Annotated in this window: 17 protein-coding genes; 9 read left to right on the top strand and 8 right to left on the bottom strand. The window is 52.7% G+C overall.

Annotation, left to right across the window (positions count from 1 at the left end; translation table 11 throughout):
- Positions 1-3: 3 nt before the first annotated feature.
- Together AB1L42_RS20880 and AB1L42_RS20875 are read left to right on the top strand one after the other, a co-directional pair.
- Entirely contained in the window at positions 4-1,179 is a 1,176-nt protein-coding gene (locus tag AB1L42_RS20880; protein WP_367060940.1) for a hypothetical protein, read from the top strand.
- Between the two features lie 210 nt (positions 1,180-1,389).
- Positions 1,390-2,127: a DUF1080 domain-containing protein gene (locus tag AB1L42_RS20875; protein ID WP_367060937.1), complete on the top strand. Its 738-nt coding sequence runs from the start codon at positions 1,390-1,392 to the stop codon at positions 2,125-2,127.
- 176 nt (positions 2,128-2,303) lie between these two features.
- On the opposite strand, the gene AB1L42_RS20870 is transcribed toward AB1L42_RS20875, so the two are convergent.
- From AB1L42_RS20870 to AB1L42_RS20860, 3 genes are all read right to left on the bottom strand, one after another.
- Complete coding sequence (locus AB1L42_RS20870) at positions 2,304-3,269, bottom strand: protein phosphatase 2C domain-containing protein (RefSeq protein WP_367060934.1); 966 nt, start codon at positions 3,267-3,269, stop codon at positions 2,304-2,306.
- 444 nt (positions 3,270-3,713) lie between these two features.
- Complete coding sequence (locus AB1L42_RS20865; RefSeq protein ID WP_367060931.1) at positions 3,714-4,712, bottom strand: tetratricopeptide repeat protein; 999 nt, start codon at positions 4,710-4,712, stop codon at positions 3,714-3,716.
- Positions 4,691-5,206, bottom strand: a complete 516-nt coding sequence (locus AB1L42_RS20860; RefSeq protein WP_367060928.1) for a hypothetical protein — start codon at positions 5,204-5,206, stop codon at positions 4,691-4,693. Before AB1L42_RS20860 ends, AB1L42_RS20865 begins: the two co-directional genes overlap by 22 nt.
- Positions 5,207-5,355: 149 nt before the next feature.
- On the opposite strand from AB1L42_RS20860, the gene AB1L42_RS20855 reads away from it, so the two are divergent.
- Positions 5,356-5,874, top strand: coding sequence for a hypothetical protein (locus tag AB1L42_RS20855; RefSeq protein WP_367060925.1), 519 nt, complete (start codon positions 5,356-5,358; stop codon positions 5,872-5,874).
- A gap of 118 nt (positions 5,875-5,992) precedes the next feature.
- Here the strand turns inward: AB1L42_RS20855 and AB1L42_RS20850 are convergent, their stop codons facing one another.
- The 3 genes from AB1L42_RS20850 to AB1L42_RS20840 form a co-directional block, all read right to left on the bottom strand.
- Positions 5,993-6,994, bottom strand: a complete 1,002-nt coding sequence (locus AB1L42_RS20850; protein WP_367060922.1) for a nuclear transport factor 2 family protein — start codon at positions 6,992-6,994, stop codon at positions 5,993-5,995.
- Between the two features lie 474 nt (positions 6,995-7,468).
- The gene (locus tag AB1L42_RS20845; protein WP_367060919.1) at positions 7,469-9,391 is read right to left on the bottom strand and encodes an ABC transporter ATP-binding protein; all 1,923 of its coding nucleotides are present in this window, start codon (positions 9,389-9,391) and stop codon (positions 7,469-7,471) included.
- A complete protein-coding gene (locus AB1L42_RS20840) occupies positions 9,388-11,166 on the bottom strand; it encodes an ABC transporter ATP-binding protein (RefSeq protein ID WP_367060916.1) in 1,779 nt (592 codons plus the stop codon). The genes AB1L42_RS20845 and AB1L42_RS20840 overlap by 4 nt, the downstream gene beginning before the upstream one ends.
- A gap of 346 nt (positions 11,167-11,512) precedes the next feature.
- On the opposite strand from AB1L42_RS20840, the gene AB1L42_RS20835 reads away from it, so the two are divergent.
- From AB1L42_RS20835 to AB1L42_RS20810, 6 genes are all read left to right on the top strand, one after another.
- Positions 11,513-14,788 carry a response regulator gene (locus AB1L42_RS20835; RefSeq protein ID WP_367060913.1) on the top strand — a complete coding sequence of 1,092 codons (3,276 nt, stop codon included), beginning with the start codon at positions 11,513-11,515 and terminating at the stop codon, positions 14,786-14,788.
- A 290-nt stretch (positions 14,789-15,078) separates the two neighbouring features.
- Complete coding sequence (locus tag AB1L42_RS20830; RefSeq protein WP_367060910.1) at positions 15,079-16,065, top strand: adenosine kinase; 987 nt, start codon at positions 15,079-15,081, stop codon at positions 16,063-16,065.
- Positions 16,066-16,161: 96 nt separating this feature from the next.
- Positions 16,162-16,920, top strand: coding sequence for a metallophosphoesterase family protein (locus tag AB1L42_RS20825; protein WP_367060907.1), 759 nt, complete (start codon positions 16,162-16,164; stop codon positions 16,918-16,920).
- Positions 16,892-17,266, top strand: coding sequence for a hypothetical protein (locus tag AB1L42_RS20820; RefSeq protein ID WP_367060904.1), 375 nt, complete (start codon positions 16,892-16,894; stop codon positions 17,264-17,266). The genes AB1L42_RS20825 and AB1L42_RS20820 overlap by 29 nt, the downstream gene beginning before the upstream one ends.
- Positions 17,267-17,312: 46 nt before the next feature.
- Positions 17,313-20,990, top strand: a complete 3,678-nt coding sequence (locus tag AB1L42_RS20815; protein WP_367060901.1) for an FG-GAP-like repeat-containing protein — start codon at positions 17,313-17,315, stop codon at positions 20,988-20,990.
- A 170-nt stretch (positions 20,991-21,160) separates the two neighbouring features.
- The gene (locus tag AB1L42_RS20810; RefSeq protein ID WP_367060898.1) at positions 21,161-21,997 is read left to right on the top strand and encodes a hypothetical protein; all 837 of its coding nucleotides are present in this window, start codon (positions 21,161-21,163) and stop codon (positions 21,995-21,997) included.
- A gap of 22 nt (positions 21,998-22,019) precedes the next feature.
- Here AB1L42_RS20810 and AB1L42_RS20805 read toward each other — a convergent pair whose 3' ends face one another.
- Together AB1L42_RS20805 and AB1L42_RS20800 are read right to left on the bottom strand one after the other, a co-directional pair.
- Positions 22,020-22,973 carry a peptidylprolyl isomerase gene (locus AB1L42_RS20805; RefSeq protein ID WP_367060895.1) on the bottom strand — a complete coding sequence of 318 codons (954 nt, stop codon included), beginning with the start codon at positions 22,971-22,973 and terminating at the stop codon, positions 22,020-22,022.
- A gap of 175 nt (positions 22,974-23,148) precedes the next feature.
- On the bottom strand, positions 23,149-24,984 hold the full coding sequence (locus AB1L42_RS20800) for a sodium:proton antiporter (protein WP_367060892.1): 1,836 nt from the start codon (positions 24,982-24,984) through the stop codon (positions 23,149-23,151).
- Positions 24,985-25,374 lie beyond the last annotated feature (390 nt).

Genomic DNA, 25,374 nt, shown 5'->3' with positions numbered 1-25,374 from the left:
ACCATGGTACGTCGACAAGTTGAAGAGACGGCGTTTGGCTCGGACTCCTTTCTGGACATCGTTGCCAACATCGTCGGAATTCTGATCATTCTGATTGTCGTGGCCGGTGTGCGCGTGAGCCGAACACCGATCTTGTCGATTCCGAAACAGGAACCAGTGGCGGAAATCGAATCTTCCGACACCGTGACCCTGTGGGCAAATGCACCGGTGGACGATGACGAGCCGATTTCCGTCGACTTCGCTTTCATCCCGGTCGCTGTTCCGAAGAAAACTCCAGTCGAAGTTGCTCCGTTTGTTCCTCCGGAGATCGAAGAATTCGAGCCGATTCCGAATGCAGCTGTCTCTGCGAAAATGCTGCAAGATTTCGAACGGATGCAACAGGAACTCGCTCAACTTGGGGGAGAGTGGGAAACTGTTCGCGATCAATTCCTGCAGCAGCAACGTGATCGTGAAGAGATGCTGCAGCAGTCGGAAGAGCTGGGACGCCAATTGTTGTCAGCTGAGAGTTCGCTCACGGAGCGACAGCAACAACTGGCACTCATCGAAGCAGAGAATGAACGATCTTCAGAAGTGATCGGACAACTCAGAGAACGCCTCGCTAACGTGCAGAATGAAGAACCTGAAACCAAAAAACTGGCGCACCGATTGAACCCTGTCGGCCGGGCCGTCTCGGGGCGAGAGGTTCACTTCTGCCTTGAGAACGGACAGGTCTCTTATGTGCCGGTTGATGAATTGACCGATCTCGTCAAACAGCAAATGCAGCGACGCAAAGACTTTCTGCTCAAACAGCCTCGCTATCAAGCGACAGTTGGTCCGGTGAACGGTTACGAGATGGAATTTTTGGTTCAACGACATTCAAATGGCTTGCTCGGAGACTCTCGATATGGAGCCAGTCTCGTCAAAGTCAGCGTGACGGACTGGGTGATCCGTCCGGCGGATGATGTACGTGGAGAGACTTCTGCTGAGGCACTGCAGTCGCACTCACAATTCCGGCGTGCTTTGATTTCTCAAGGAACGAACGCGACGATCACATTCTGGGTCTATCCCGACAGCTACGAGCTGCATCAGGAGTTGAAGTCGTTCTTACACGACTACGGTTTCTGGGTTGCTTCACGACCTCTCCCCGCTGGATTCCCGATTGCGGGTTCCGCAAGCGGTTCGAAATCAATCGCTCAGTAATGCACGTTTCGCATCGGCTCTTGCAGACATGCGCGATTAATCTCGGAATTCATCTGTATACCAATCATTGATTTGGTTTGGCTCTTCTCTTCGTTCTCAAACGAATGGCATCGGAAAACTTGCATGCACCATTGACGCCTCTTCATGAGCAGGCGAGGATGTGCATCTATTCTGACCCCGATGGAAAGCTGTCTGTTTTCGGAGAGATACATGATAAGAACACTGCTCGCTCTTTCTGCATTCGTCGTCCTGTCTCAAGGATTTACGTCAAATCATGCCAATGCTGCTGACCCGTCAGCAGGTGAATGGAAAACGATTTTCAACGGTGAAGATCTGTCCGGTTGGGATGGAGATTCCCGCTTGTGGTCGGTCCGAGATGGTGTGATTCATGGGGAAACGACTGCTGAAAATTCAGCCAACGGAAACACATTCCTGATCTGGGAAGAAGAGCCCGTCTCTGATTTTGAGTTGTCACTGGCGTTTCGTTGTTCAACAACGAACAACTCCGGAATTCAATATCGCTCGCGACATATCAACCCGGATGAAGCTCGAAACAAATGGGTGGTTCGCGGCTACCAACACGAAATCCGTAACGAAAACGAACTCCCCAGCGTCGCTGGGTTCATTTACGACGAAGGTGGCAAACGCGGCCGGATGTGTCTGGTCGGAGAAAAAGCCGTTTGGACTGCCGACGGAAAAGAGCTTGTCGAAACTTTCCTGACCGCAGACGAGTTTAAGAAACTCTTCAAACTCGATGACTGGAACGAAGTCCGAATCGTTGCCAAAGGTCATCGTTTGCAGCACTACCTCAACGGAACGCTGATTCTCGATTGCACCGACAACCATCCCGAGTTCGCGAGGACTGAAGGCGTTTTGGCTTTGCAGCTGCATGCAGGCAAGCCCATGTGGGTGGAATTCAAAGACCTCAAAATCCGTCAAGCGAAGTAAGATCGAACAGTCTCTTGTTCGTGAACTTTGATTTGATTACTGATTGAAACTGAATGACCTGAGGCCGTGTTTCATGTTGAAACACGGCCTCAACTTGTTGATGGACAAAGCTCAATGCGACAGAATTCCCCGGAACATGAGAGAGTTTGTTGGCCGCTCAAGTGTGACAGAGCTGTTCAGTCTCGCAAAATATCAACGTCGACATCCGTCTCCGCAAGGCGGGCGATATCTTCTTTGGAGACTTCTTCATCGGGATGAAAGTGCGCCACAATCGTCGTCACGTTATCACGACCGCCCGCAGCGAGTGCCAGTTCGACGAGTCGATCAGCGGCCGATTGTGGTTCCGCTTCTTCAATTAGAACTTGCTGCATCGTCTCTTGAGAGAGCATGTCGCTGAGACCATCTGTGCAGAGAATGAGTCGGTCACCCGCTTGAACTTCAAGGTGAGCGATCTCTGCTCGAACCTTCTCGCTGGTTCCTCCGAAGCTGTTGGTCAGCATGTGACGGAAACGCTTGGCTTCTGACTCTGGCAGTCCATGGTCGACAAGTTCCTGGCCGAGTGTGTGATCGCGTGTGAGTTGAGTCAGTTGTCCTTCGCTGCTGAGATAAGCTCGCGAGTCGCCAACATGAACGACGAGAAGATCGTTGCCCAGGATGTGGGCAGAGGTCCAAGTCGTTCCCATTCCGCTCAACTCTGGATCGTCATTCATCAATTTGCGGAACGTGCTTTGGATTTCAGCAGCATAAGAATCGACACGTTCCCGGACCTCCTGGGCTTCGAAATCCGTCAAACGCATCACCCAGCTGGTCGCCCGTCCTGAGAGTTCGAGCATCGTTTGCAGCACAAGCTGGCTCGCGTAGTCTCCTCGCCGACCTCCACCAACTCCGTCAGCGACAACGAGTCCAAAAGTAACGTGCTCAGGATAATCCTGAAGATGGTGATCAAGATTCGACAGCATGATCTGTCGAGTGCGACCGTTGCGGATGACTGCGAAGTGATCCTCGTTTCGCTTCCGGACCCGCCCCACATCCGTCCGTGCTCCGTAAGTGAGTTTGAGCTCGGATCGATTCGGTGCAAAGAACTTTCTTCGAAATTCTTTCAGATACCGCTCTTCCCAATTTTCGCCCGCTGAAGATTCCACTGATCTACCTCTTCTGGAGCAAATGGCACCTCTCGATGCACTCGCTCGGACCGTTTGACATCATTTTCGTTGTGTTCGCGGCTGCGAATTTGCGAAGACGATATTGAAGAGTACTGTGAATCCAATTCAATCACTCTTTCTAGCGGTCGCCCTCTCATGCTCAGGCGGCCGATTTATCTATTGCTGTGAAAGTTAACCATGCAGAGACATTATGTCTCGAAGTGTCAATGCACAAAGCCACGACCATGCCGGAGAATTGTCGGCATGTCGCGGCAGGCACATACACAAATGGTCAAAACCCGGACAGCTGCAACGAACTGAACCGAAACCGACACACGCAATTCGGTGTGTCGGTTTCGGTGAACTTGCGAGTCCAGTTTGGCGATTCCGTTTCTTGGCACGTCCGAGGACTCATATCCCCTCGTCCGGGCATTGTTTAACTGTCTACTTCTTCTGAAACTTCAGCGGGTCCTGCCCCTGAGTGTCTCCGAGCATGTAGAAGTCGAGTGAATTTCCCTTCACGATGACTTGGGCAAGCATTGTCCCTTCGTCATTCATTTCCATGGCGAGAATTCCGTCGTCATCGATCCCCCAAACTCCGGTCACTTTCTGAGCGTCTCCGCCGGACTGCGAGTATGACCAACTGAATTCACGGTCAGCTCCGAGTGTCATCTCGAAGGTCGAATCCCCGCGTGTGGCTGTCCATGTCCCCACCAACTGGTCTTCCGAAATCGCCTGCGTTGGTTTTGGAGGTTCAACTTGTTTTGGGCTGTCCGGAATTTCTGCGTCTGGATCGAGTCGTTCGAGCATCTCGCGTGAAACCTGATCCTGAGGATTTGCTTCGACGAGTCCTTGCAGTTGTCGGATTGCTGCTTCGTCGTGTCCGGCGGTCACGTAGTGGTAAGCCAAGACAAATCGGGCAGGTTGATCCTGTGGATTCGAACGGCAGTAACTTTCCAGTGCACGAAGCTGAGTCGTGTAGACATCGACGCTCGGATAGAGACCGCTCATCGTGGTCCAGTCCCAGCCGGGACCGACACTGAGAACCGCATAAAGCGTCGCGGCTGCTTCGTTGTAGTTTCCTAATGCGAAGGAAACCAACGCTCGGAACTCATGAATCACCGCGTCGTTTGGCAACTCTCCCAAAGCTGCATCCGTCGATTTCAACGCAGCTTGATAGTCTTCGTTGTAGAAGTCGACACGCGCCTGATCGAAGTTACTGAGAACTTCTTCCGGAATCGGTGTCTCGGTGAGATCACTTTGCGGATCCGCGGAAAGTGTCGTCTCATCAGGTGTCATAATGAGTGGTTGGCTGTAGTTGTAGACCATTGAGCTGTTGTCAATGTAAGTCGAAGTCGCATACGGGTTGTAATAGTCGTAATAACCGAAGGCCCAACCGACTCGATTGATGGCCCAACTTGTCACACCGAAGGCTGACAACACGGGATAATTGTCCCACCAGTAGTTCCAACGACTGCCTGGGTACCACGGACCGTGCCAGTAGCCGTTGTGCCAGTGATCGTGATGGTGGTAGTGTCGATCGTGCCAGTCATTCCAGCGATCGTTTCTGTCGTTCCATCGGTCTTGCCGATCGTCCCAGCGATCTCCGCGATTTGAAATCCGATCGTTGCGGTTGTCGAGGCGATCTTGGAGATTGTCCCGACGATCATCGAAGCTTGGAAGTTGTGACGGTCGATCCGGTCGGTTCCCAGGTCGATCGCCGATTCCAGGCCGATCTCCGATTCCGGGTCTGTCTCCAATGCCGGGCCGGTCACCGATTCCGGGACGATCTCCTGCTCCTGGCCTGTCGCCGATTCCAGGTCGGTCGCCTGTTCCGGGTCTGTCTCCAATACCGGGGCGATCTCCAGCTCCGGGGCGATTACCAATTCCTGGCCTGTCTCCAGTTCCAGGACGGTCTCCGATACCCGGTCGGTCACCACCTCCCAAACCAGGCAGGGAAGGACGTTGGGAAGGTCTTTGCGATGGACGCGAAGGCAGGGGTCGTCCGGTGTCGACTCCTGGGCGAGTGCTGGGCAACGTGCTTGGTCGATTCCCTGGCTGAATGCTTGGACGATTGCCGGGTTGAATGCTCGGCAAGTTTCCAGGACGAGTACTCGGACGGTTGCCAGGCTGCAGTCCGGGTCGGGTTGATGGGACCGATGGGCGTGTTGACGGTCGCGAAGGAACAGATGGGCGCGAAGATGGAAGTGATGGCCTCGACGAAGGAATCGAAGGCCGTGACGATGGTGTTGATGGACGCGAAGACGGAATCGAAGGTCGAGACGTCGGTCGCGAAGGTGTGGATGGTCGACTGAATGACGGAGTTGAAGGTCGAGATGGACGGCTCATCGAAGGTGCTGAGGGTCTGCTGATTCCCCCGCCTCCTCCGAAGCTTCTGCCACCTCCTCCGCCGAAGCTGCGACCGCCACCGCCTCCACCACCAAAACTGCGGCCTCCGCCGCCTCCTATCCCTCGACCACCACCTCCGCCGCCGAATCCACGTGCGTGTAGACTCTGTGCGGGGACGCCAAGGGTGAAGACCAACAGAGCAGCAAACAGGATCTTCGCAACTGATAAAGGCTTCATAGTGAACTCGTTGTCGTGACGGATATGTTTCAAATGGAGCGAAGTGATTTCGTTTCGCTGCTCCGTGATCAGGGGATCTGCAGATCAGTAATTGTGGCTTCGGTCTTCACATCCTGATCGAAGCCGAAAGTGTTGTGCTATTCCTCGCCGGTCGCTTCTTCTTCAAGACTCGGTGAGGGAGCGCTTCGCACCATGGTGACGGGCTCGCCTGCTCCGTGGACTGCGTCGCCGATGATGAGGTTGGTGTATTGCCAGATGACCATTTCGGAATCGATGATCTGGTATGTGGCTGTCGAAGTGACAGTCTCTCCAGATGCAGTCACGCCAGCTGATGTCAGAATCCAGCCTTCCTCTGATTTCGTCCAGAAGCCGGTGAAAAAGCCACCTTCGGAATCGAAAGTCCAAGTCCGCAGTTTCTTGTGGATCGGATCCCACCCTGTGCGTTGAACTCCATTCATCTGAAGACCATCACGAGTCATGACCGTGAACTGTCGCAGCAGGAAGTTTCCGTCTTCGGACCAGTCGCAACTGGTGTGGACAGTTGTTTCCGGATCTTCGTTGATCCAATCACCGAGCATCCACGAGAGCTGATCGAGTTGTTCGCCGCGACCAAGTTCTTCCCGTGGTGAATCCCGCAGAACATGAATTCTCCAGGTTCCATCTTCACCAAGTTTGTGGATGGCGTGGTAGTGTGCCAGAAAGCGGGGACTGTCGGCCGAAGCTGATGCGACCACTGTTCCCTTTTCAATGGCCATGTTGTCGCTCAGATGCCGAACTCCCTCGATGTGAATCGATTCGATGACCGCTTCCGGGGATGACTCAAAGGCGTATTGATAACGTGCGACAATGTTGTCTCGGCCAGTTGTGCTGACGCCGAGTTCGTCGAAGAATTCTGCATCCTCAGTGAACAGATTCCCAATGGCTTCAGCATCTCTCGCGGAGTATGCATCGACGAATGCTTGTGCGCTATCCCAGAAGGGCTTTTCTTCTTCGGGGACTTCGAAAGCGGATTCTTCGGCGTCGGTCGCGGGAGAAGAATCGTCGTCTTGAGCAAGAGCTAGAGGGCTGCTCCCGAGAATCAGGAGTGAAAGTCCAATACTGAATGCACGGAACCAGATCGGAAACCCATATCGGATCATTGGATGAACTCTTCTAGAGACACAATTGCAACCCTCTAAGAATCTACTGCCCAGAGATACGCGACACGACTGGTCGTTTTCTGGACCGTATGTGGAGAATCTGTGAGAGTTGCATGGTGTTGAACCTGAGTGGACAAGAATTGGAAGTGCGAAAACTCTTCCATTCAGTCTACTCAGAGCGATTAAGAATGCAATCATCGCCAAGGGCAGAGCGGGAACTCGCGTCAGCTTTCCTCGCGAGCAATCTTCGGAATGATGCTTCCGAGCTAGGAGTTGCCGAGTTCAAAAGAGCAAGTTGATCTTTCCGATGTACTCGCCTGCGCACTCTTACTCATTGAGAACGTTGAGTTTGCTCGTGCGAGTCAGTGCAAGCCAAGGAATGGAATGTTGTGGGAAGGGCTCTCTCGAAACGAAATCGACTTCGAATCGATCCAGCAGCGAGACTGGTTTCTCAGCGTCGCTGCCTGAAGAACGTCACTTCTGTTGCCGTAGTGTGGGCGACAGAGATGAATGGTTCTTCTCTGATCGAGACGAAGTGGTGTTGAAATCTTCGGCGGAGTCGTCGTCGCTGAGAGTCATCGATTCAATACGACCGACGTCGCGAATCGACTGGTCCGTGTAGAGTTTGTAGTAGTCTCCACGAAGCTTTAATAGCTCAGCGTGCGATCCCTGTTCCAGAATCTTCCCTTGCGAGATGACGAGAATTCGGTCAGCGGACCGAATTGTGGACAAGCGGTGCGCGATCACAAAACTCGTCCGGTCTCGCAGGATTCTGGACAGCGACTCCTGAATCACCTTCTCCGTTTCGGTATCAATCGATGATGTCGCTTCGTCCATGACCAAAAGCCGCGGACGTTTGAGAACAGCTCTGGCGTACGAAATAAGTTGTCGCTGCCCGAGGCTAAGTTGTGTACCTCCTTCACCGACTTGCGAATCGTAGCCGGCATTCATTTCGGTGATAAATGAATGTGCTCCCACGAGGGTCGCAGCCTCGACAACTTCTTCCTGAGTCGATTCCGGTCGACCGTAGCGGATGTTGTCGGCAATTGTGCCGCTGAACAAGTGTGGCTGTTGCAGCACAATTCCGAGATTCGACTGAAGCCAACTGAGGCTGCGTTGCCGATAGTCGATTCCGTCGATCAGGATCTCACCGGAAGTTGGTTCGTAGAAGCGGCACAGAAGATTGACGACGGTAGACTTACCACCGCCTGTTGCTCCCACGAGCGCAATCGTTTCTCCCGGTTGAACAGTGAGGTTGAATCCTTGAATGATTTGCGGACCGTCGCCGTAGCGGAAGTCGACATCACGGAATTCAATCACTCCCAGATGGTTCGGGTACCCGTCATTGCCGAGTGTTTGCAGACGCTGTTTGACCTCTTCCGAGTCCTGAATTTCAGGGACCGAATCAATCAGACCCAAAACCCGCTCGGCGGATGCTTGAGCCATTTGCAGTTCTGCAAACCACGCCGAGATTTCCTGCGCAGGTGTAAAAAACATCTGCGCGTAGTACATAAACATGACCATCTCACCGATAGCCAAGGTCGACGTGAGGACCTGATTTCCGCCCATGACAAGAGCCGACGCGATTGCCACACTGCCTAGCGACAGAACGATCGGAAGATAAACTGCCGATAGCACTGCGTTGCGAACCGAGTGCTCGTACATCTCTGAAGTCAGACGATCGAATTCCTTGAGGTTGTCTTCCTCGCGGACGAACGTCTTTGTCGTTCGAACACCCATAATGGCTTCGTTGTACACACCGGTGATGCGAGAATTCGTTCGGCGAACCAGTCGAGAAGTTCGAAGAATCCACTTCTTGAAGAGCATGCTCACTGCAAACAAAACCGGAACAACAGCGAGAACGGCGATCGCCACCCGCCAGTTGAACCAGAGCATGACGACACTGATTCCGATCATAAGGGTGGTTCCCCAGATCAGATCCATGACTCCCCACGCCAAAATGACGGACAGCCGCTGACAGTCGGATGTCAGTCGGGCCATCAGCCAGCCGGTAGGGCGTTTGTCAAAAAAGCTGAAAGACAATCGTTGCAGCTGTTCGAAGGCATCACGTCGGATGTCGTGGCTGACATTCGTTCGAATCCGACCCGCACACAGAATGAAGCCGCAGATCGAGGCACTCAGCACGATCGCCAACGTGAGATACATCCCAGCGTACCAGGCGATGTTGACCTGTGAGATGTCTCGATCGATTTCCGAAATTAACGAACCTGTGACGATCGGAAACCCGAGGTCTGCTCCAGCTGCTGAAAAGGCGACCAACAGAAAGATCAGACTGGTTTTCCGGTAATGAAGTGTGTAGTTCAAAAGTGACTTCCAGAGACGAAGATCGAGCTTCTTCTCTTTTAAGTCATCATCATCAATCCATCCTGAAGTCATTGAGCCGATCCCTCCGCGAGCGCTTCCTGAATCTCTTCTTCGACGACTCCCTGAATGGTCCAGAGACGCTGGTAAGGGCCATCTACATCGATGAGTTCGGTGTGAGTTCCTTCCTGAATGATCCGCCCGTGGTCCATTACGAAAATCCGATCAGCAAGTCGCGTTGTCGAAAGTCGATGCGCGATCAGAATGGTTGTCTGCTGGCCACGGCGTGCATGCAGCGATTTGAGGATCTGTGTTTCTGTCCGAGTGTCAACGGCGCTGAGGCTGTCATCGAGAATGAGAAACGTTGGAAGCTTCAGAAGTGCGCGGGCAATCGCCAAACGTTGTCGTTGGCCTCCGGAGAGTGTGACTCCGCGTTCGCCAATGACTGTCTGATACCCGTTTTTGAAGTCCGAGATGTTCCCGTGAATGTCCGCTGCCAATGCTGATTCTTCAATGTCCTGCTGTGAAGCATGACTCCGCCCGATGATCATGTTGTCGCGAACCGACCGCGAGTACAGAAACGGGTCCTGCATCACCACGCCGAAAGCACTTCGGACCGCGTGCCGATTGATTTCCTTCAGCTCCTTGCCACCGATTGTGATGGAACCTGCGGTGTAGTCGTACAGCCGAACGAGCAAATGCATGAGTGTCGACTTGCCGGCACCTGGAGGACCGACAATGGCCACTGTCTCTCCCGGAGCGATCGAAAAGGAAATGTTATCGAGAACCTGCTCTCCTTCGACATAGGAGAACGAAAGGTCAGTGACTGTAATTTCGCCACTGACCGGGTCTTCAGGCACCGGTTCCTCAGACTCTTCAGGCTCGCCGAGAATTTCATTGATACGTTTCATGGCGACAGTGGCTCGTCCAGCATCCGCGACGACGCGGCCAATCTGTCGAACTGGCCAAATGATCGTTTGAGTCAGCCACCAGAAGAAAATCCAGGTGCCGACGGTGATCGCTCCGGTCATTGCAAAGTAAGCACCAGCGATGAGGACTGTTCCGAGTTGGACAAAGATCAGAAAATCCGAGGTGGGCCAGTAGCTGCTGAGTGTGCGAAACATGTCCATTTCGAGATCACGAAATTCGGAGTTCGCGGTTCGAAACTTGTCGATTTCAGACTCTTGTTGACCGAAAGCTCGGACGACTCGCACACCTGTCAGGTTTTCCTGAAGAACGGTTGTCAGTGTGCCTTCTGCCTCGTCAACTTTCTGAAAAATCTCATGGATGCGACGGAAGTAGTAGAACCCGAAGCCAATAATGAAGGGAAAGAGCGAGATCGAGATCAGTCCCATGCGGAGATCCTGAGAGAACAGAATCGGGAGCCCGATCAAAAGCAGCAGTGCGACCTTGGCGATTTCGACAATATGATTCGCCATAAATGCTCGGACGGTTTCAACGTCGGAGGAACACCGCTGGACGATGTCGCCAGTTGAATTCGTGTCATAATATCGAGCGGGAAGTGCTTCGATGTGGGCGTAAAGTCTTCGCCGGAGACGTTGCACGACTGCTTCACTGGCTTGAGCGGACCAGCGCCCTCGCAGATATGTAAACCCGCCGTGAAGGAGATTCAACGTGATGAGCAGAGCCGCCGCCGGAATGAGTGTGCCTGTGAGAGTCGCGGAACCGTCGCGAAGGCGATCGAGAGTTTGCTGAAGAACAAACGGGACGAGCAGCAAAAACAGCATACCGACTGCCATGCAGGCAATGGCTGCTGAGTAAAGCAGACGGTTTCCCTGAGTCAACGCCCAAAGCGAGCTCGGAGGTTGTTTGGGTGACTCCAGTTTCACGACGAAAATCCTGCGCGAAATGATGCCGGTGGGGGCAGAGTAGGGGCCTCGAAAGTGTGCAATGCCGCATGAGGAGTGACAAGGGAGTTTGAAATAAGTTCGCGGTAAATTTCAGATTCTCGATTCGTTGATGAACTCTCTGAAGGGCAAGGGCAATCTGTCGTCGCATTGGGGTTCTTCAAACGCTGACGACAAAGAGTTCGACGGTTCTTGGGAACATCGTCGGCCAAAGCGAGGTTTGAAGCTGGGTTGATTTCCTGCTCAGAGTCCGCGCGGCTGGCAGTTTCTTGCTACAATCTGAACAATTCGTTCACGTCGCGTTCCCATCCGTGAAGGTCGCTCGATCATGCAGAGGTTGTTTTCCTCCCGGAAGAGTATCATCGTTTCGACGATCGGTCTCTCGATTGCCATTTCGGTCGTGGAGCACCTCATTCCCCCAGGAATTGCGTTCGGTCTGCTGTACGTAGCTGTTCTGGTGCTGACATTCTCCGCGACGGATCGGAATCTTGTCCTGCAGATGGCGGGGCTGGTGACTGTCTTGTGCCTCGTCGGGTTCACGATTTCTCAATTCTCCGATGGAAATGATGTTGTCAGCGTGATCAATACACTGCTGACTCTCTTTGCGATCTGGACGACGGCGATTCTCGGGTATCAGCGTAAAACCTGGGAAGACCGCATGAAGCAAGCCAATCTGGAATTGGATGCGCGGATCCACTCGCGAACGCTCGAGCTTCAATCGGCTGTTGAAGATCTCCGGGAGGAAGTGCTGCGTCACGAAAAGACTCAGGAGGCTTACGAGCACGAACAATTGCTCATGGAAGAGCTGATGTCGGTGATTCCGGACGACATTTACTTCAAGGACCGCGACGGTCGATTCCTGAGAATCAATCGAGCCAAAGCACTGCGGTCAGGTTTAAATTCACCCGATGAAGCGATCGGAAAAACCGATAACGATTTCTTTCAGCCGGAACATGCTCAGGATGCTTACAAAGCTGAGCAAGTCATTCTTGAAACGGGCGAAGGTCTCATTGACCACGAGGAACGACTCGTCTGGCCGGATGGGCATGTCTCGTGGGTTTCTGCGACGAAAATGCCGCTGCGAAAAGTCGATGGGACGGTATTTGGAACACTCGGGATCTCGCGAGACATTACCCAACATCATCAGATCGCCGAACAACTGGAACATGAACGGGACCGGCTGAGAACTCTCATCGACAACCTTCCCGATTATATCTTCATCAAAGATGCGAACAGTTGCTTCGTCACGGTGAATCAAGCTCTGGTGAAGATGTACGGACTGGAAACAGAAGCGGAACTGATCGGCAAGACGGACTTCGACTTCACCCCGATTGAACTCGCGGAGGCATTTCGAGAAGACGACCTTGCGGTGATGCAAACCCAGGAACCGCTTATTAATCGTGAGGAAGAAAACTTTCTGGCGGACGGAACTCGTCGCTGGCTGTTGACCACCAAGGTTCCACTCACGAATGCGGATGACGAAGTTGTCGGGCTGGTGGGGATCGCTCGAGATATCACGCAACGCAAATTGGCCGAAATGGAATTGCAGTCGGCAATGGAAGCGGCGGAAGTGGCCAACCGTGCGAAGAGCGAGTTTCTCGCTAATATGAGCCATGAAATTCGCACACCGATGAATGCCGTCATCGGCATGACGGAACTGGTCCTCGATACAGAACTCAACGGGCAGCAGAGAGATTATCTCGAGACCGTCCTCAACGCAGGGGAGTCTTTACTCGGAATTATCAATGACATTCTCGACTTCTCGAAGATCGAGTCCGGACGGTTCGAACTGGAATGCTACCCCATCGATTTGCGTGAGTGGCTCGGCGATTCCATCAAACCGCTGGCGATTCGTGCTCACAGTCGATCGCTTGAATTGGCGTGTCACATCGTTCCTGAAATCCCCAACCTGATCCGTGGCGACGGACTCCGGCTCCGGCAAGTGATTGTGAATCTGCTGGGGAACGCGATTAAGTTCACGGAGCAGGGCGAAGTGATTTTGCACGTGAATCTCGTTGAAGCGACCGACGAAGAGATCACGCTGCAGTTTCAGGTGACAGATACCGGAATCGGCATGGATGCTGAGACACAGGCTCGCGTGTTTCAGGCATTTGAACAGGCGGACATGTCGACAACTCGCAAGTTCGGAGGAACAGGTCTCGGGCTGACGATCTCTTCGAGGCTGGTGCAGCTGATGGGCGGAAAGATCTGGGTTGAGAGCGAGCCCGGCAAAGGAAGTACATTCCACTTCACAGCCAAGTTTCGGCCGGTTGCCTACGATGTTCCGACTGAAATGGTCGAAGACTTGTGTGCTGTTGAAGGGCTGAGGGTGCTGATCGTAGATGACAATTCCACGAACCGTCAAATTCTTGAAGAGATGTGTGTGAACTGGCGAATGGCTCCACTCGCTGTGGCGGATGCAGAGTCCGGACTTCGAGAACTGCGGGCTGCCTTTGAGAAGCAGAAACCATTCGATCTGGTGATCACAGATGCGAGCATGCCGGATGTCGATGGATTCATGTTCGCGGAGACGATTCAGAATGATTCACAGATCTCCAGCACGATCGTGATGATGCTCACCTCACTGGATCGCAATGAAGATCTGAAGCGATGCGAAGAGCTGGGGATTGGGCGTTACCTCACCAAACCGATCAAACAGTCCGATCTCTTTGATGCCATCATCGACCTCGTTCACAGCCCCGATTCAAGCGAGTCCTTTGAAGCTGCCGAAAATGCTGAGATGCTTGAATCGACCACTTCGCTCAAAATTCTTCTCGCTGAAGACAGCCCAGCCAATCAGAAACTCGCTGTCGGGCTGTTGTCGAAATGGAGCCACAACGTCACCGTCGCGAACAATGGACGAGAAGCCATCACTGCTGCCAAGAAGTCAGACTTCGATCTTATCCTGATGGATGTTCAAATGCCGGAGATGGACGGCTTGGCAGCGACTGCAGAAATTCGAAAACTTCAAAGCCTCGGAGAAATCGGACCGGTTCCCATTGTCGCAATGACAGCCCATGCGATGAAGGGAGATCGCGAAAGGTGCCTCGACTCCGGGATGGACGACTATGTTTCAAAACCGATTCGGCCTCAGGAATTGAAACGCGTCATCAAAGAACTGACAGACAGCCCAACATCAGAAGAATCTGAAAACATTACAGAGATGCAAGAACCAATTCACGATGACAGTCAATCTCCTTCGGACCACGCCAACGGTCAGTCGTCGGAGCCAACTCCGGTCAACGCTGAAGAATGCTCGAATGCAAAAGCGGCCATCGATTGGGCGCAGCTTCTCTCCAGCGCGATGGACGACGAAGAGCTGGCACTTGACGTTGCCCAGGCGTTCCTGGAAGAGTCGCCACAAGTCTTCGTCAAACTTCAGCAAGCCTACGAATCACGAAATTCTGATGATGTGAACCGATTTGCCCACACCCTGAAGGGGAGTCTCAGGACGATTGGCGCTCATTCTTCCTCGATCGCTGCCGAGTTGGAACAAGCTGCGGCGGGCGGGCATTGGGAACGCTGTCAGCAATGTATTTCTTCCCTTGAGCGGTCGCTTCCCGAAGTCATGACCGAGCTTCAGAAGGAAGTCGAAAAGCGATAGTTCGCTATCATTTCGACTTTTCACCGGGAATTTGCGGAACGTCGCAGAAGGGGACATGGGGAAATTTCTTTCTCCCGGTTTGCGAGCTACACTCCTCTACGAAGCTGGTCCGATTGCACAGTGTGATTGTCTGTGGCGTCATAGTTTGTGGCACGGATTGAGGAACTTGAGCAAATGGCTTGTTCCTCTGTTCTCGACAAGCACAATCGATCAGCGATGTGCGACAGCAGTTCGCACATGAGAAATCCCAATTTTCAGCAATGCGATGAAGTTGCAAGCGAGGTTTAGCAGTGAGTTATGACGTCTTTGGAGTTGGAAACGCGTTGGTCGATATTCAAGCGAAGGTTGATGAGTCCACGCTCAATCGTCTCGACTTTCAAAAAGGTGTCATGACCCTAGTCGACGGTGAAGTGCAGCAGGAAGTTCTAAACGCGATCGCCGGGATTGATGTAACCCGATGTGCTGGAGGATCTGCTGCCAATACGATCATGGGCATTGTGGGCTTCGGAGGAACCGCTTCCTACGCTTGTAAAGTTGCATCCGATGAAATCGGGCAGTTCTTCCTGCAGGACATGCGAAAGCAGGGCATCACCGTGGAAGTTCCCACCAACGATGGCCAATCTGGAACATGCGTCATTCTCATCACCCCGGATGCAGAACGGACCATGCTGACATCGCTTGGTGTCTCCATCACGTTGACTCCCGAAGACATTCAGGAATCAGCGATTCGACAGTCGAAATTCGTTTACGTGGAAGGCTATCTCTTCACTCAAGAGCCGACCCGATCCGCTGCTCTTAAAGCCATCGAACTCGCCAAGAAGCATGACGTGAAAGTTGCGTTCACTGTCAGCGATCCGTTTCTGATTCAGTACCACAAAGACGAATTCCTTTCGCTGATCGAAGGGCCTGTGGATCTTGTCTTCTGCAATCTCGACGAAGCTCGAGCCCTCACCGGTAAGCACGACGCCGTCGATTGTGCGCACGAACTGCACAATCATGCAGAGAACGTCGCTTTGACTCTTGGAGGAGACGGTTCCGTGTTGATGCATGAAGGGGCTGTCATTCCGATTGAAGGCGTGGAAGTCTCACCTGTCGACACGACAGGGGCTGGAGACATGTATGCCGCTGGCATTCTCTACGGAATCACAAACGGAATGACCTGGAAGCAGTCCGGGCGATTGGCTTCACATGCTGCAGCACGCGTCGTGGGACAACTCGGAGCACGACTCGCTCAACCATTCACCGAAGCTGAGATTCAAGAATTGGTCGGAGAATAAGTGAATCGCCGATGGTTTCGTGATCTGTTCGTGTGACAGTGGCGGCAATATTGCATCCTCAACTGGTGGTTCTGAACCGGGAGACTCTTGCAGACGATGGAGAGTACTGACGTGCGTCCTGCTCGATTCGCGATCGGTGACATTCATGGATGTTACGACGTCCTGAAGTCGCTCGTGAAAGCGGTTTCGATTCCCGATGACGAGCGCATCGTGCTCCTCGGCGATTATGTCGATCGCGGACCCGATTCAAAGAAGGTTTTGGATTGGGTGATCGATCGAACCCAGCGCGGATGCTGTATTCCACTTCGAGGAAATCACGATGCGATGATGCATGCAGCGCTCACTGGAAGATTGTCGCAAAAGCACTGGGAGTTATCTGGCGGTAAGGAAGCGATTTCGTCTTACCTCAAAGGTGGAGGCTCTTCGGCCAAGTCGAAGAAGCTGACTCAGATCGTTCCCCGAGAGCATCAGGAATTCCTCGAGTCCGGCCTGTTTCCGTATTGGGAGACTGAGAAGCATATCTTTGTGCATGGTGGGCTGATTGAAAATGTTCCAGTTGATCAACAGGATGATTTCGTCCTGTATTGGGAACGCTTCGACAGGTTGTTGCCTCACTGTTCAGGAAAAACCATTGTCTGTGGCCACACTGCCCAGAAGTCTGGCGTTCCGAACGATCGCGGATTTGCTGTGTGCATTGACACCAAAGTCTTCCCGGAAGGCTGGCTCACTTGCTTGAACGTCGAGACCGGCCAATACTGGCAAGCGAACCGAAAAGGCAGAATTCGCACAGACTATCTGCCTTCCGTGCAGAATAAGGAGACCGTGAATGATGGAACGGCAGATCGTCGTCCATGAGCCACAATCCTTGTTGACTGCGCACCTTGAGAGATCGCTCATCGACGACAGTTCCATTCAGGTGAAATGGACTCCTCACTGGATCGACTTCGTCCGCGAATCTCAGGCAGAGACGACGCGAGTTGCGATTCTCAATCGCGTTGAAATTTCGGAGAGTCTGATCCGCGATCTATTTCACATCGCACGTCTCACCAATGTCTGTTGCATTCTACGTCCGGTAGACGAACATCATGAGGATGTGCTGCGTGAGATCGGAGTTGTGTCTGTCATGGACGAAGCTCTGGCAGAGAAATGCCTGCTTACGACAACGGCACGCCTTATTTCAGATGAATCGCTTGATCGATGAGAATGCCGATCTGGCGCATTTTCAAATAGAACCCGGGACACCGAAGATGAAGAGTTTGTGGGTCTGGATTGGAATCGTCATTGCGATCGTTCTGGTCGTGGCCGCGTTGATACGGAAAGAGAAGCAGGTTCAAAACGATCAGCCCGACAACGTAAACGAGTCCTACGACGATGACGTCGTTGTTTCGACAGACTTCTTCGGAACGCGGTATGTCGGCATTGCCCTGCTGGAGAATAAAGACTGGCAGGAAAGTGATCGTGTTTTCGCTGAACTCGCCGAGGTTCTTCCCAACGAAATTCTTCCGTGGAGAAATCTGGCAATCGCCCGCACTGGGGCTGTCGAAGAGCGGGGCCAGCGGGAAAACAAAGAGGAAGCCAACCACACAATCACACGTGAATCAGCCGTTGAGGCAATTCAGTCTCTCCGTGAAAAAGAACCCGATGAGCCTTACAGCTATCGCATGGAGGCTCGCCTCATCGATCCCGTCAAAGGGATCAATGAGAAAATTAGACTCCTCAACGAAGCCAGCAAACGGTCTCCGGAAGATCCGACGATCTGGTACGAGATCTATTCCGTCGGCAGAGTGGCTCCGAGCGAAGATGCACGCAACCAATCCAATGCAGCGATTCTTAAGGCCTACGAATTCGCTCCGGAAAATCTCTTCGTCATACTCTCCGTTCTGGCAGTGCAGCTCGAAACTCAGGACCCAGCGATTCGCGAAACATTGCAGGCTGCTCGCCCATTGTTTGAACCGTTTCAGAAGCGGATTCAGGAGAAGACTCGGGCAGACGTGATGAAATTCCTCGACGCAGCAATCGCTGGCGTGGAGTCGATGAATTGGAATCAAGTCCGGGCGAATCTGATTCCTTTCTCAAACATCACCAAGCCAGAAGATGCTGTTCAAAGCGATCGACGCCGTATCGAGTCGAACTTGCTCGAGTTTATCAAAGTCGATTTCAGCGAGGGGCTGGAGGAAATCGTCGCTGTCTTTGCTGATCAGGCAGCCACCAATCTCGACATCACCTTCGAAGAACAAACGCTCATTTCCGGTATTGAAGGTTCCATCAACGACCTTCAACTGGTCGATTTCGATTTGGACACGTCGCTGGAACTCGTCATTCTGCAGCCATCGAAGTTGTCTGTCTGGCGGAAAGAAGTTGACGATTCTGAGCAAACTGAGAATTGGGCCGAAGTCGTCAGCCTTTCCTTCGAGGGAGAATTCGAACACGTTCTAGTTGCTGATCTCGACAACGATGCTGATGGCCTTGCAGTTGGAGATCTTCCCGAAGGCAGCATGCAATACACCGCCGATCTGGATCTGGTGCTCTACGGTATAGACGGAATCAAAGTCGTCCGGACCAACCTCGAAGAAGTCGGTGGGGTGATCTCGCTGGAGTTAGTGGATCAGGCTGGTTCACTCGCTGAACTTGCGATTGTGAGTTGTGTTCGGGCGGGCGACCTGAACGCGGATGGCGATCTCGACTTGGCTCTGATTACCGATGGTAAGCTGGAGTATTGGAACAACAACGGGAATTTCGAGTTCCAGAAAATGCCGCTCACGACGGAAATGCCTGAGGGAACAGTGGCTGATGTGCTGATCGTCGACTTCGATCGAGATATCGATCAGGACATTGTCGTGCTGATGGAAGACGGAACCGTTGGCGTTCTGGAAGGGCTGAGACACGGGGATTTTCGCTGGCTGGAACTGGACTCCCTCGATGAGATTTCCCCAGCACGTTCGCTGGCGATCAACGATGCGAATCGAAATGGGGCGTGGGAACTGCTCTGCCTCGGCGAAGATGGAGTTTCGGAAATCCAAACGCGGATTCCCACTACCGGCGAGTTGCAGGTCATCGCGACAAACGAAATCTCCCATCGCGGCAGTCCGGTTCTGATCGAATGGGACTACAACAACGATGGGCTCCGCGACATCCTGACCATTGAGTCCAGGCAGTTGCGTTTTCGACATGGCGGCGAAGGAGGAGCTTATGTTGAGTCCGAAGAACTAATCACCGGTGACGAGAAGTTCGGCAAGCTCATTCGTTGCGGAGATCTCGACGGGGACGGCGATGACGATCTCGTCACTCTTCGCGGGCAGGAGATCATCTGGCTAAAGAATGAAGGAGGCAACCGTAACCACTGGTTAGATGTGGCTGTCATCGCTCAACTCAACAAAGGGGACGGGCAGAGTCAACGAATCAACCACTTCGGAATTGGGTGTACGATCGAAGTCCGGGCTGGTGCTTTTGTTCAACTGCTGCCAGTTCTTGATCCGGGGCCACGCAGGTTCGGACTTAACGAAATCGAACAGGCGGATGCTGTCCGCGTCGTTTGGACGAATGGAATTCCCGAAAACATCATCCAGCCCGCGACAGATCAACTCGTCTGGGAACGGCAGACATTGACGGGATCATGCCCGTATCTCTACGCATGGAATGGTGAGCGTTTTGAGTTCGTGACCGACTTACTCTGGGCTGCACCAATCGGATTGACGAATGCTCAAGGAGAAATCGTTCCGGACCGTCCGTGGGAGTACCTGAAGATTTCCGGTGATCAGCTCAAAGCTCGCGACGGAAGGTATCAGCTGCAGGTGACTGAAGAACTTTGGGAAGCCGCTTATTTCGATCAAGTGGAACTCTTCGCAATCGACCATCCCGCCGACATCGAAATCGTCACCAATGAAAAAGTTGGCCCGCCATCGATTGCAGAACATCACATCTACGGCATTGCAGAGAGGAAAACTCCGGTCTCTGCTCACAATCATTCCGGGCGAGATTTGCTTCCTGAGATACAAAATCGAGATGCCGTTTACGCGAAGCCATTCGACAAGAAAAGAATGCAAGGTTTCACCGACGAGAGCTTCGTTGAACTCGATCTCGGTCTTGAAGAACCACCACAAAACTTAACGCTGTACCTGACCGGTTGGATGTATCCGACCGATACCGGGCTGAACCGCGCGATTTTCGAGAACCGTCAACTCGACGGTCCAGTTCCGCCAGCCATTTCGGTTCCTGGTCCGGATGGCGAATTCGTCCAAGTCGTCGACTACTGCGGATTTCCCGGTGGAAAGACAAAAACGATCGCAATTCCACTAGGAAATCCGTTCCTCACTGATGATTTTCGGCTTCGGATTTCCACAAGCATGGAACTGTATTGGGACGAAATCAGTTTCACGACAGAGACCGTCGAATTCCCTTCAGAAACGACTCCGCTGAATCTTAGTAGTGCCGATCTTCACTATCGCGGAGTCTCTCAAATGACGCCGGGAGATAACTTTGGACCGGAGCAGTTTGATTACGAACAAGTTGATCCGTCTCCAGCCTGGCAATCGATGGGCGGAATGATGACACGGTACGGTGACGTGCGGGAACTGTTGCTGAGTACCGATGCTCAGATGGTTGTGATGGGAAGCGGAGACGAAATGACGCTCAGCTTCGACGTTCCTGATAAGGGCATTCCAGAGGGCTGGACTCGAGATTTCATCATTCGCAGCGTGGGATGGGATAAGGATGCAAACCTGCACACGGTCTATGGGCAAAGTTCAGAACCGCTGCCGTTTGTCGGGATGAAGAGCTATCCACCAGATCCCAACGTCACACTTCCTCACGATGAGGAATACCTTCGAAAGTATCAGACGAGGCGAATGGACCCGGACGGATTCAGGACCGCGTTGAGACGACTCAAAATCGACCGAATACCCGAAAACTCACCCAGCGTTCCGTAGGACTGGCGTCGATTCGTCATTCTCGCATCGGTCGATTTGAATCTGTGGCTCGGTCGAGCTATTGTGATGGCCAAGTCAAAACTTCAACCTGTCATTTCTGACGATTCCCGTCTGACTGGTATTCACCACACGGATCGTATCTTCCTCACCTGTCATTAAGTGATCTGGCTATGCTGCAAAAGGCCTTTCTAACACTCACATTGATGTTTGTTCTCGCGCTTTCAGCGACGAGCACTGCCAACGATCAGCTCGTTTATCCTCTCGATGTGGCAGTGGGACCGAACGAAGAAGTTTATATCGCCGACCGTAAACTTCCCGGCATCTGGAAGGTCGTCGATGGACATCTGGAAGTCTTCTTCAAAGCCTCGAAGACCTTTCGCACCCCGCTCAATGCGGTGCGTTGCGTGGCTGTTGATACTGATGGAACAGTCTATGTAGGAGACTCATCAACGCGAGAAGTTTATGCCATCGGTGAGGATCGGAAACCGCTCCCGTTGTCTGACGGACACATTGGAATTGCTGCCGATCTGCTGATTGATGGAGACCGCTTGATCGTTTCAGATCTTGAAACGCAGCGGATCTGGAGTCTTCCGAAATCCGGAGGCGAAGTTCAGGAGCTCGCGGTGATTGCAGGAGTCAGAGGCTTGGCGAAGTCTTCGGAAGGGGAACTGATTTGCGTCACGACGCTCGAGAATCCGGTTCGCAAAATTGCAGAGGATAAAACTGAGTCAGTCATCATCTCAGGGCGACCGTTTGAGATGCCTCACCATTGTGTGATTGCAGAGAACACGATCTTCGTCGCGGACAATTACGCAGGCGGGATTTGGAAAGCGGAGCTCTCTGGAGAAACTCCTCCCGAACTGATGCGCTCCGGAGCACCACTTCAAAAACCGGTCGGTCTTTGCCAGTATCGAGATGGTTTTCTCGTTGCCGACCCACACGCGAAAGAGATCTTCTTGGTCCCCGCAGGAGCAGGGGAAGTGACTCGCTTAATCAATTCTGAGTGAGCCCAGCGAACTTGCGGATCGTTCATTCCGTGGGAGTGAACACACGAATGCGGGCGGTCTTCCTTTGAGTCGCGACTTGCTCGTTCCACATCTGCTGAGTCAATTTGTTGACGACTTCAGGACGAGCGTCTTCGAGGCTGAGGTCTCCCGGAGAAACTTCTTCGACAAAGACAATGTGCGCACCGTGTTCCGTGGTGAACGGTTCACTGATTGTTCCCGGAGACGTGGCAAACGCAACACTCGCGATGGCGTCCGAGACCTGACCGTATCTTTCGAAGCTGCCGATTCGTCCCCCCTGAGTCTTCGAAGGGCTCTCTGAGTTTTCACTTGCTGCGTGTGCAAAGTTTGCTTTTCCGGAGAGAACAGAATCTCGAATACCCGAGAGTCGCTCCAGGATTTGCTGACGATCTTTTGGTGTTGCATCAGATGGGAAGCTGAGGAAGATCTGAGAAGCTGTGACGCGAGTTCCGTCGAAGTCTCTTTGATTGGACTTCCAGAACTCTCGAATCCTACGCTCATCGAGAGTTTTTGTCACGTAGGTTCGCCAGGCAATCTCGAACGCAAGCATCTCTTCGAGGTCATCAGTGGTGATTTCCAGCTTCGCCAGCTGGTCCTCGAGGTTTTCGCCGCGACGTTCCAGTGCGGACGTCAGCAACTCCATGCGTCGAGCAAGCATCTGCGAGTCAGCTTCAATCTTTTTTTTCTCGAGAAACTGGCGAATGAGTTCCCGGTCGATCAATTTGTCGATCAGTTCCTCTTGGTTGTTTTGAGCAGCGAGTGAACGACCAGCTTGCTGAAAGAACTGCAATCGTAGCTGACTGGCGGTCACCGGACGACGATTCACAGACGCGATCGGCTGTTCTTCTTCGTTGGCTGCAAACAAACTCGACGACGCGACAAACAGAGCAATGATCACCACGAAAAGAGTTCGCGCTCTGAGGATGTTCGATGTCGTTGAGTTCAATGCGAGCGGCATCAGTCGGGCCTCATTGGTGGCTGATCAGTGTTTGTGAGTGATCGTGGAGAAGCTTTCCGTCGATGGCAACTTCATCTTTATTTGGCAACGTATCGCATGCGCAAGCTTTGCTTTCATCTAGGAAAACTAGTTCTTGAACGTGCAGAGCGACTTTCAATCTCAAATTCGTCCTCGCTCACGCATCAGCTTCTTCAGTCGGTGGAGGCGTCGGAGAAGGTGAAGCTGGCTGAGGATCAACAATCGCGATGAGCTTCTGACCCACTTTGGGTTCAGGAGATGTCGAATCGAGGATCGCAAGCTTACTGTTGTGAATTGTGAAGAGCGGGATTGCGTCGCCGCCGTACGCTTCCTGAAAGTCTTTGAACGTGAATTCGGACGTCAGTTTTGTCGTCTTGATGACCGCCCCCGAATCGAGCCGATCGACAAGTGTTTGATAGCTGTAATCTTCTCCGAACAAGAACCGTGCACGAAGATGAGAAACGGATCGTTCTTGCTTTTCTGCACGACGCCAGGGAGTAAGTTGGAAGACGTTCGCACGACCGAACAGCTCAGCGAAGTGCATTGCTCCGAGAGAATTGACTTCATCGTTCGGGGTCAGTGCCAGGAACCGGCCGATTCCCCCGAGATCGAGGCTGTGAGCGGCGTTTTCGTCCAGAATGTTCACAGAAGAAGTTCGAAGCCCCTCCATTCTCGCAGTTGCGATATTCCAGCGGTTGGTATCAACCAGCAACACGACAATACCTGCCTCCTGAATCGCTCCACCGATAGCTCGGGCCAATTCGTTCGCCCCCAAAAGGAGAACACCTTGTGGGTTCGATGACGCTAACCCGAGCTTACGAGCGAGAGGAAACGCAGTCAGGCCGTAGACGACCACAGTCCCAACGATAACCATGAAAGTAGCGGAGACGAATTGCTCGCCTTCAGTTCCGTATTCCGAAAGTTTGAACGCGAAGACAGAAGAAACCGCCGCCGCGACAATTCCTCGCGGAGCCATCCACGACAGGAACAGTCGTTCCTTCCAGTTCAGCTGCGAAAATGCCGTCGAAATGAAAATCGCGACCGGTCGAACAATCAAGATGACGAATGCGACGAACGCCAACCCTCGCCAGCCAAGTTGCACAATCGAGCGAAGTTCGACTCGAGCGGCCAACAGAATAAACAACCCCGAAATCAGCAGGAGACTCAAGCTCTCCTTGAATTCCAGGATGTGTTTCAAAGTCACTCCAGAATTCGCGAGCATCACTCCCATCAGAGTGACAGCTACCAGCCCAGATTCCTCCTGACACAAGTTCGAAGCTGTGAACGCTGTCAGCACAAACAGCAAAGTCACCAGTGATTCAAGGTGGTCAGGAACAGCATGATTCTTCAAAACCCATGCCAGAATAATCGCGGCAGCAGCTCCAATGCCTCCTCCGTAGAGAATCGTCGAAAGCAAATTCTGAAGAGCCACGATGGAACTCTGATTGACACCTTCTGAGAGCAACGGAGCGTACGCTTCGAAAACCAGAACCGCGAGCACAGCTCCAATCGGGTCGATGACAATACCTTCCCATCGAGCGATGGGTCCCACTTGTCCAATCGGACGAATCTGCCGAAGCAGGGGGCCAATCACCGTTGGTCCAGTCACGACGAGGATCGCCCCCAGGAGAATCGAGGCGAATACTGAGAAATCAAGAATGTAGTAGGCACCGAGTGCGATCAGTCCCCATGTGATGAAAACACCCACACTCAGGATGTATCCTAGGACTGCTCCGATCTGCTTCAGCTCTGGAAGCTTGAGCGAGAGGCTTCCCTCAAAAAGAATCACCGCCACGCTGATCGAAACAAACGGGAAGAGCAAAGGCCCCAGAAGTTTGTCTGGATCGACGACATTCAAGACCGGGCCAGCAATGAATCCACTCGCCAGCAACAGCAGAATCGATGGCAGCCGAAGCTTCCAGGACAGCCACTGAGCACCTGTCCCGAATACCACGATCAGGGTGAGCGAAATAAGAAGATCCGTTTCGTGCACGATGAGTCGATTCTGTCGGAAGGCTCACGGAAGTTGGGGCATCAATCTTTTCGCTCCCGAATCATAGGACGCCATCGCAATGCTGCGAAACTCTGGCTGCCATGACAATGATCAAATCATCGGTCAATGCTGACAATCAGACGTCAAATGACATCCCGGATCGGCAAGCGATCGTGGGGACAGTATTTCGTGGTCACGAAAATGACGCAAGAGAACATGTGATTGAATTGATGACACTTCACTCCGGTCTCAGTTTTGGTTTGAGATCGGGAAAAAGACATCTGAAGACTTCCACTTACCAAGCATGGTAATCATCGAGTGTGGCGGCGAATTTTGTCTTCATCGAGTATTCATGAATCGCGACTAATGTATTGCATCGAATGGATCTGT

Source organism: Thalassoglobus sp. JC818 (genome assembly GCF_040717535.1).
Lineage (GTDB): Bacteria > Planctomycetota > Planctomycetia > Planctomycetales > Planctomycetaceae > Thalassoglobus.
This window is presented reverse-complemented; position numbering and strand designations above follow the sequence as displayed.

Excerpts from the sequence above, each read along its gene's own strand:
- AB1L42_RS20880 (WP_367060940.1), top strand. The coding sequence starts at position 4 with ATGGTACGTCGACAAGTTGAAGAGACGGCGTTTGGCTCGGACTCCTTT.
- AB1L42_RS20875 (WP_367060937.1), top strand. The coding sequence starts at position 1,390 with ATGATAAGAACACTGCTCGCTCTTTCTGCATTCGTCGTCCTGTCTCAA.
- AB1L42_RS20855 (WP_367060925.1), top strand. The coding sequence starts at position 5,356 with ATGCTCGGCAAGTTTCCAGGACGAGTACTCGGACGGTTGCCAGGCTGC.
- AB1L42_RS20850 (WP_367060922.1), bottom strand. The coding sequence starts at position 6,994 with ATGATCCGATATGGGTTTCCGATCTGGTTCCGTGCATTCAGTATTGGA.
- AB1L42_RS20845 (WP_367060919.1), bottom strand. The coding sequence starts at position 9,391 with ATGACTTCAGGATGGATTGATGATGATGACTTAAAAGAGAAGAAGCTC.
- AB1L42_RS20835 (WP_367060913.1), top strand. The coding sequence starts at position 11,513 with ATGCAGAGGTTGTTTTCCTCCCGGAAGAGTATCATCGTTTCGACGATC.
- AB1L42_RS20825 (WP_367060907.1), top strand. The coding sequence starts at position 16,162 with ATGGAGAGTACTGACGTGCGTCCTGCTCGATTCGCGATCGGTGACATT.
- AB1L42_RS20820 (WP_367060904.1), top strand. The coding sequence starts at position 16,892 with ATGATGGAACGGCAGATCGTCGTCCATGAGCCACAATCCTTGTTGACT.
- AB1L42_RS20815 (WP_367060901.1), top strand. The coding sequence starts at position 17,313 with ATGAAGAGTTTGTGGGTCTGGATTGGAATCGTCATTGCGATCGTTCTG.
- AB1L42_RS20810 (WP_367060898.1), top strand. The coding sequence starts at position 21,161 with ATGCTGCAAAAGGCCTTTCTAACACTCACATTGATGTTTGTTCTCGCG.
- AB1L42_RS20805 (WP_367060895.1), bottom strand. The coding sequence starts at position 22,973 with ATGCCGCTCGCATTGAACTCAACGACATCGAACATCCTCAGAGCGCGA.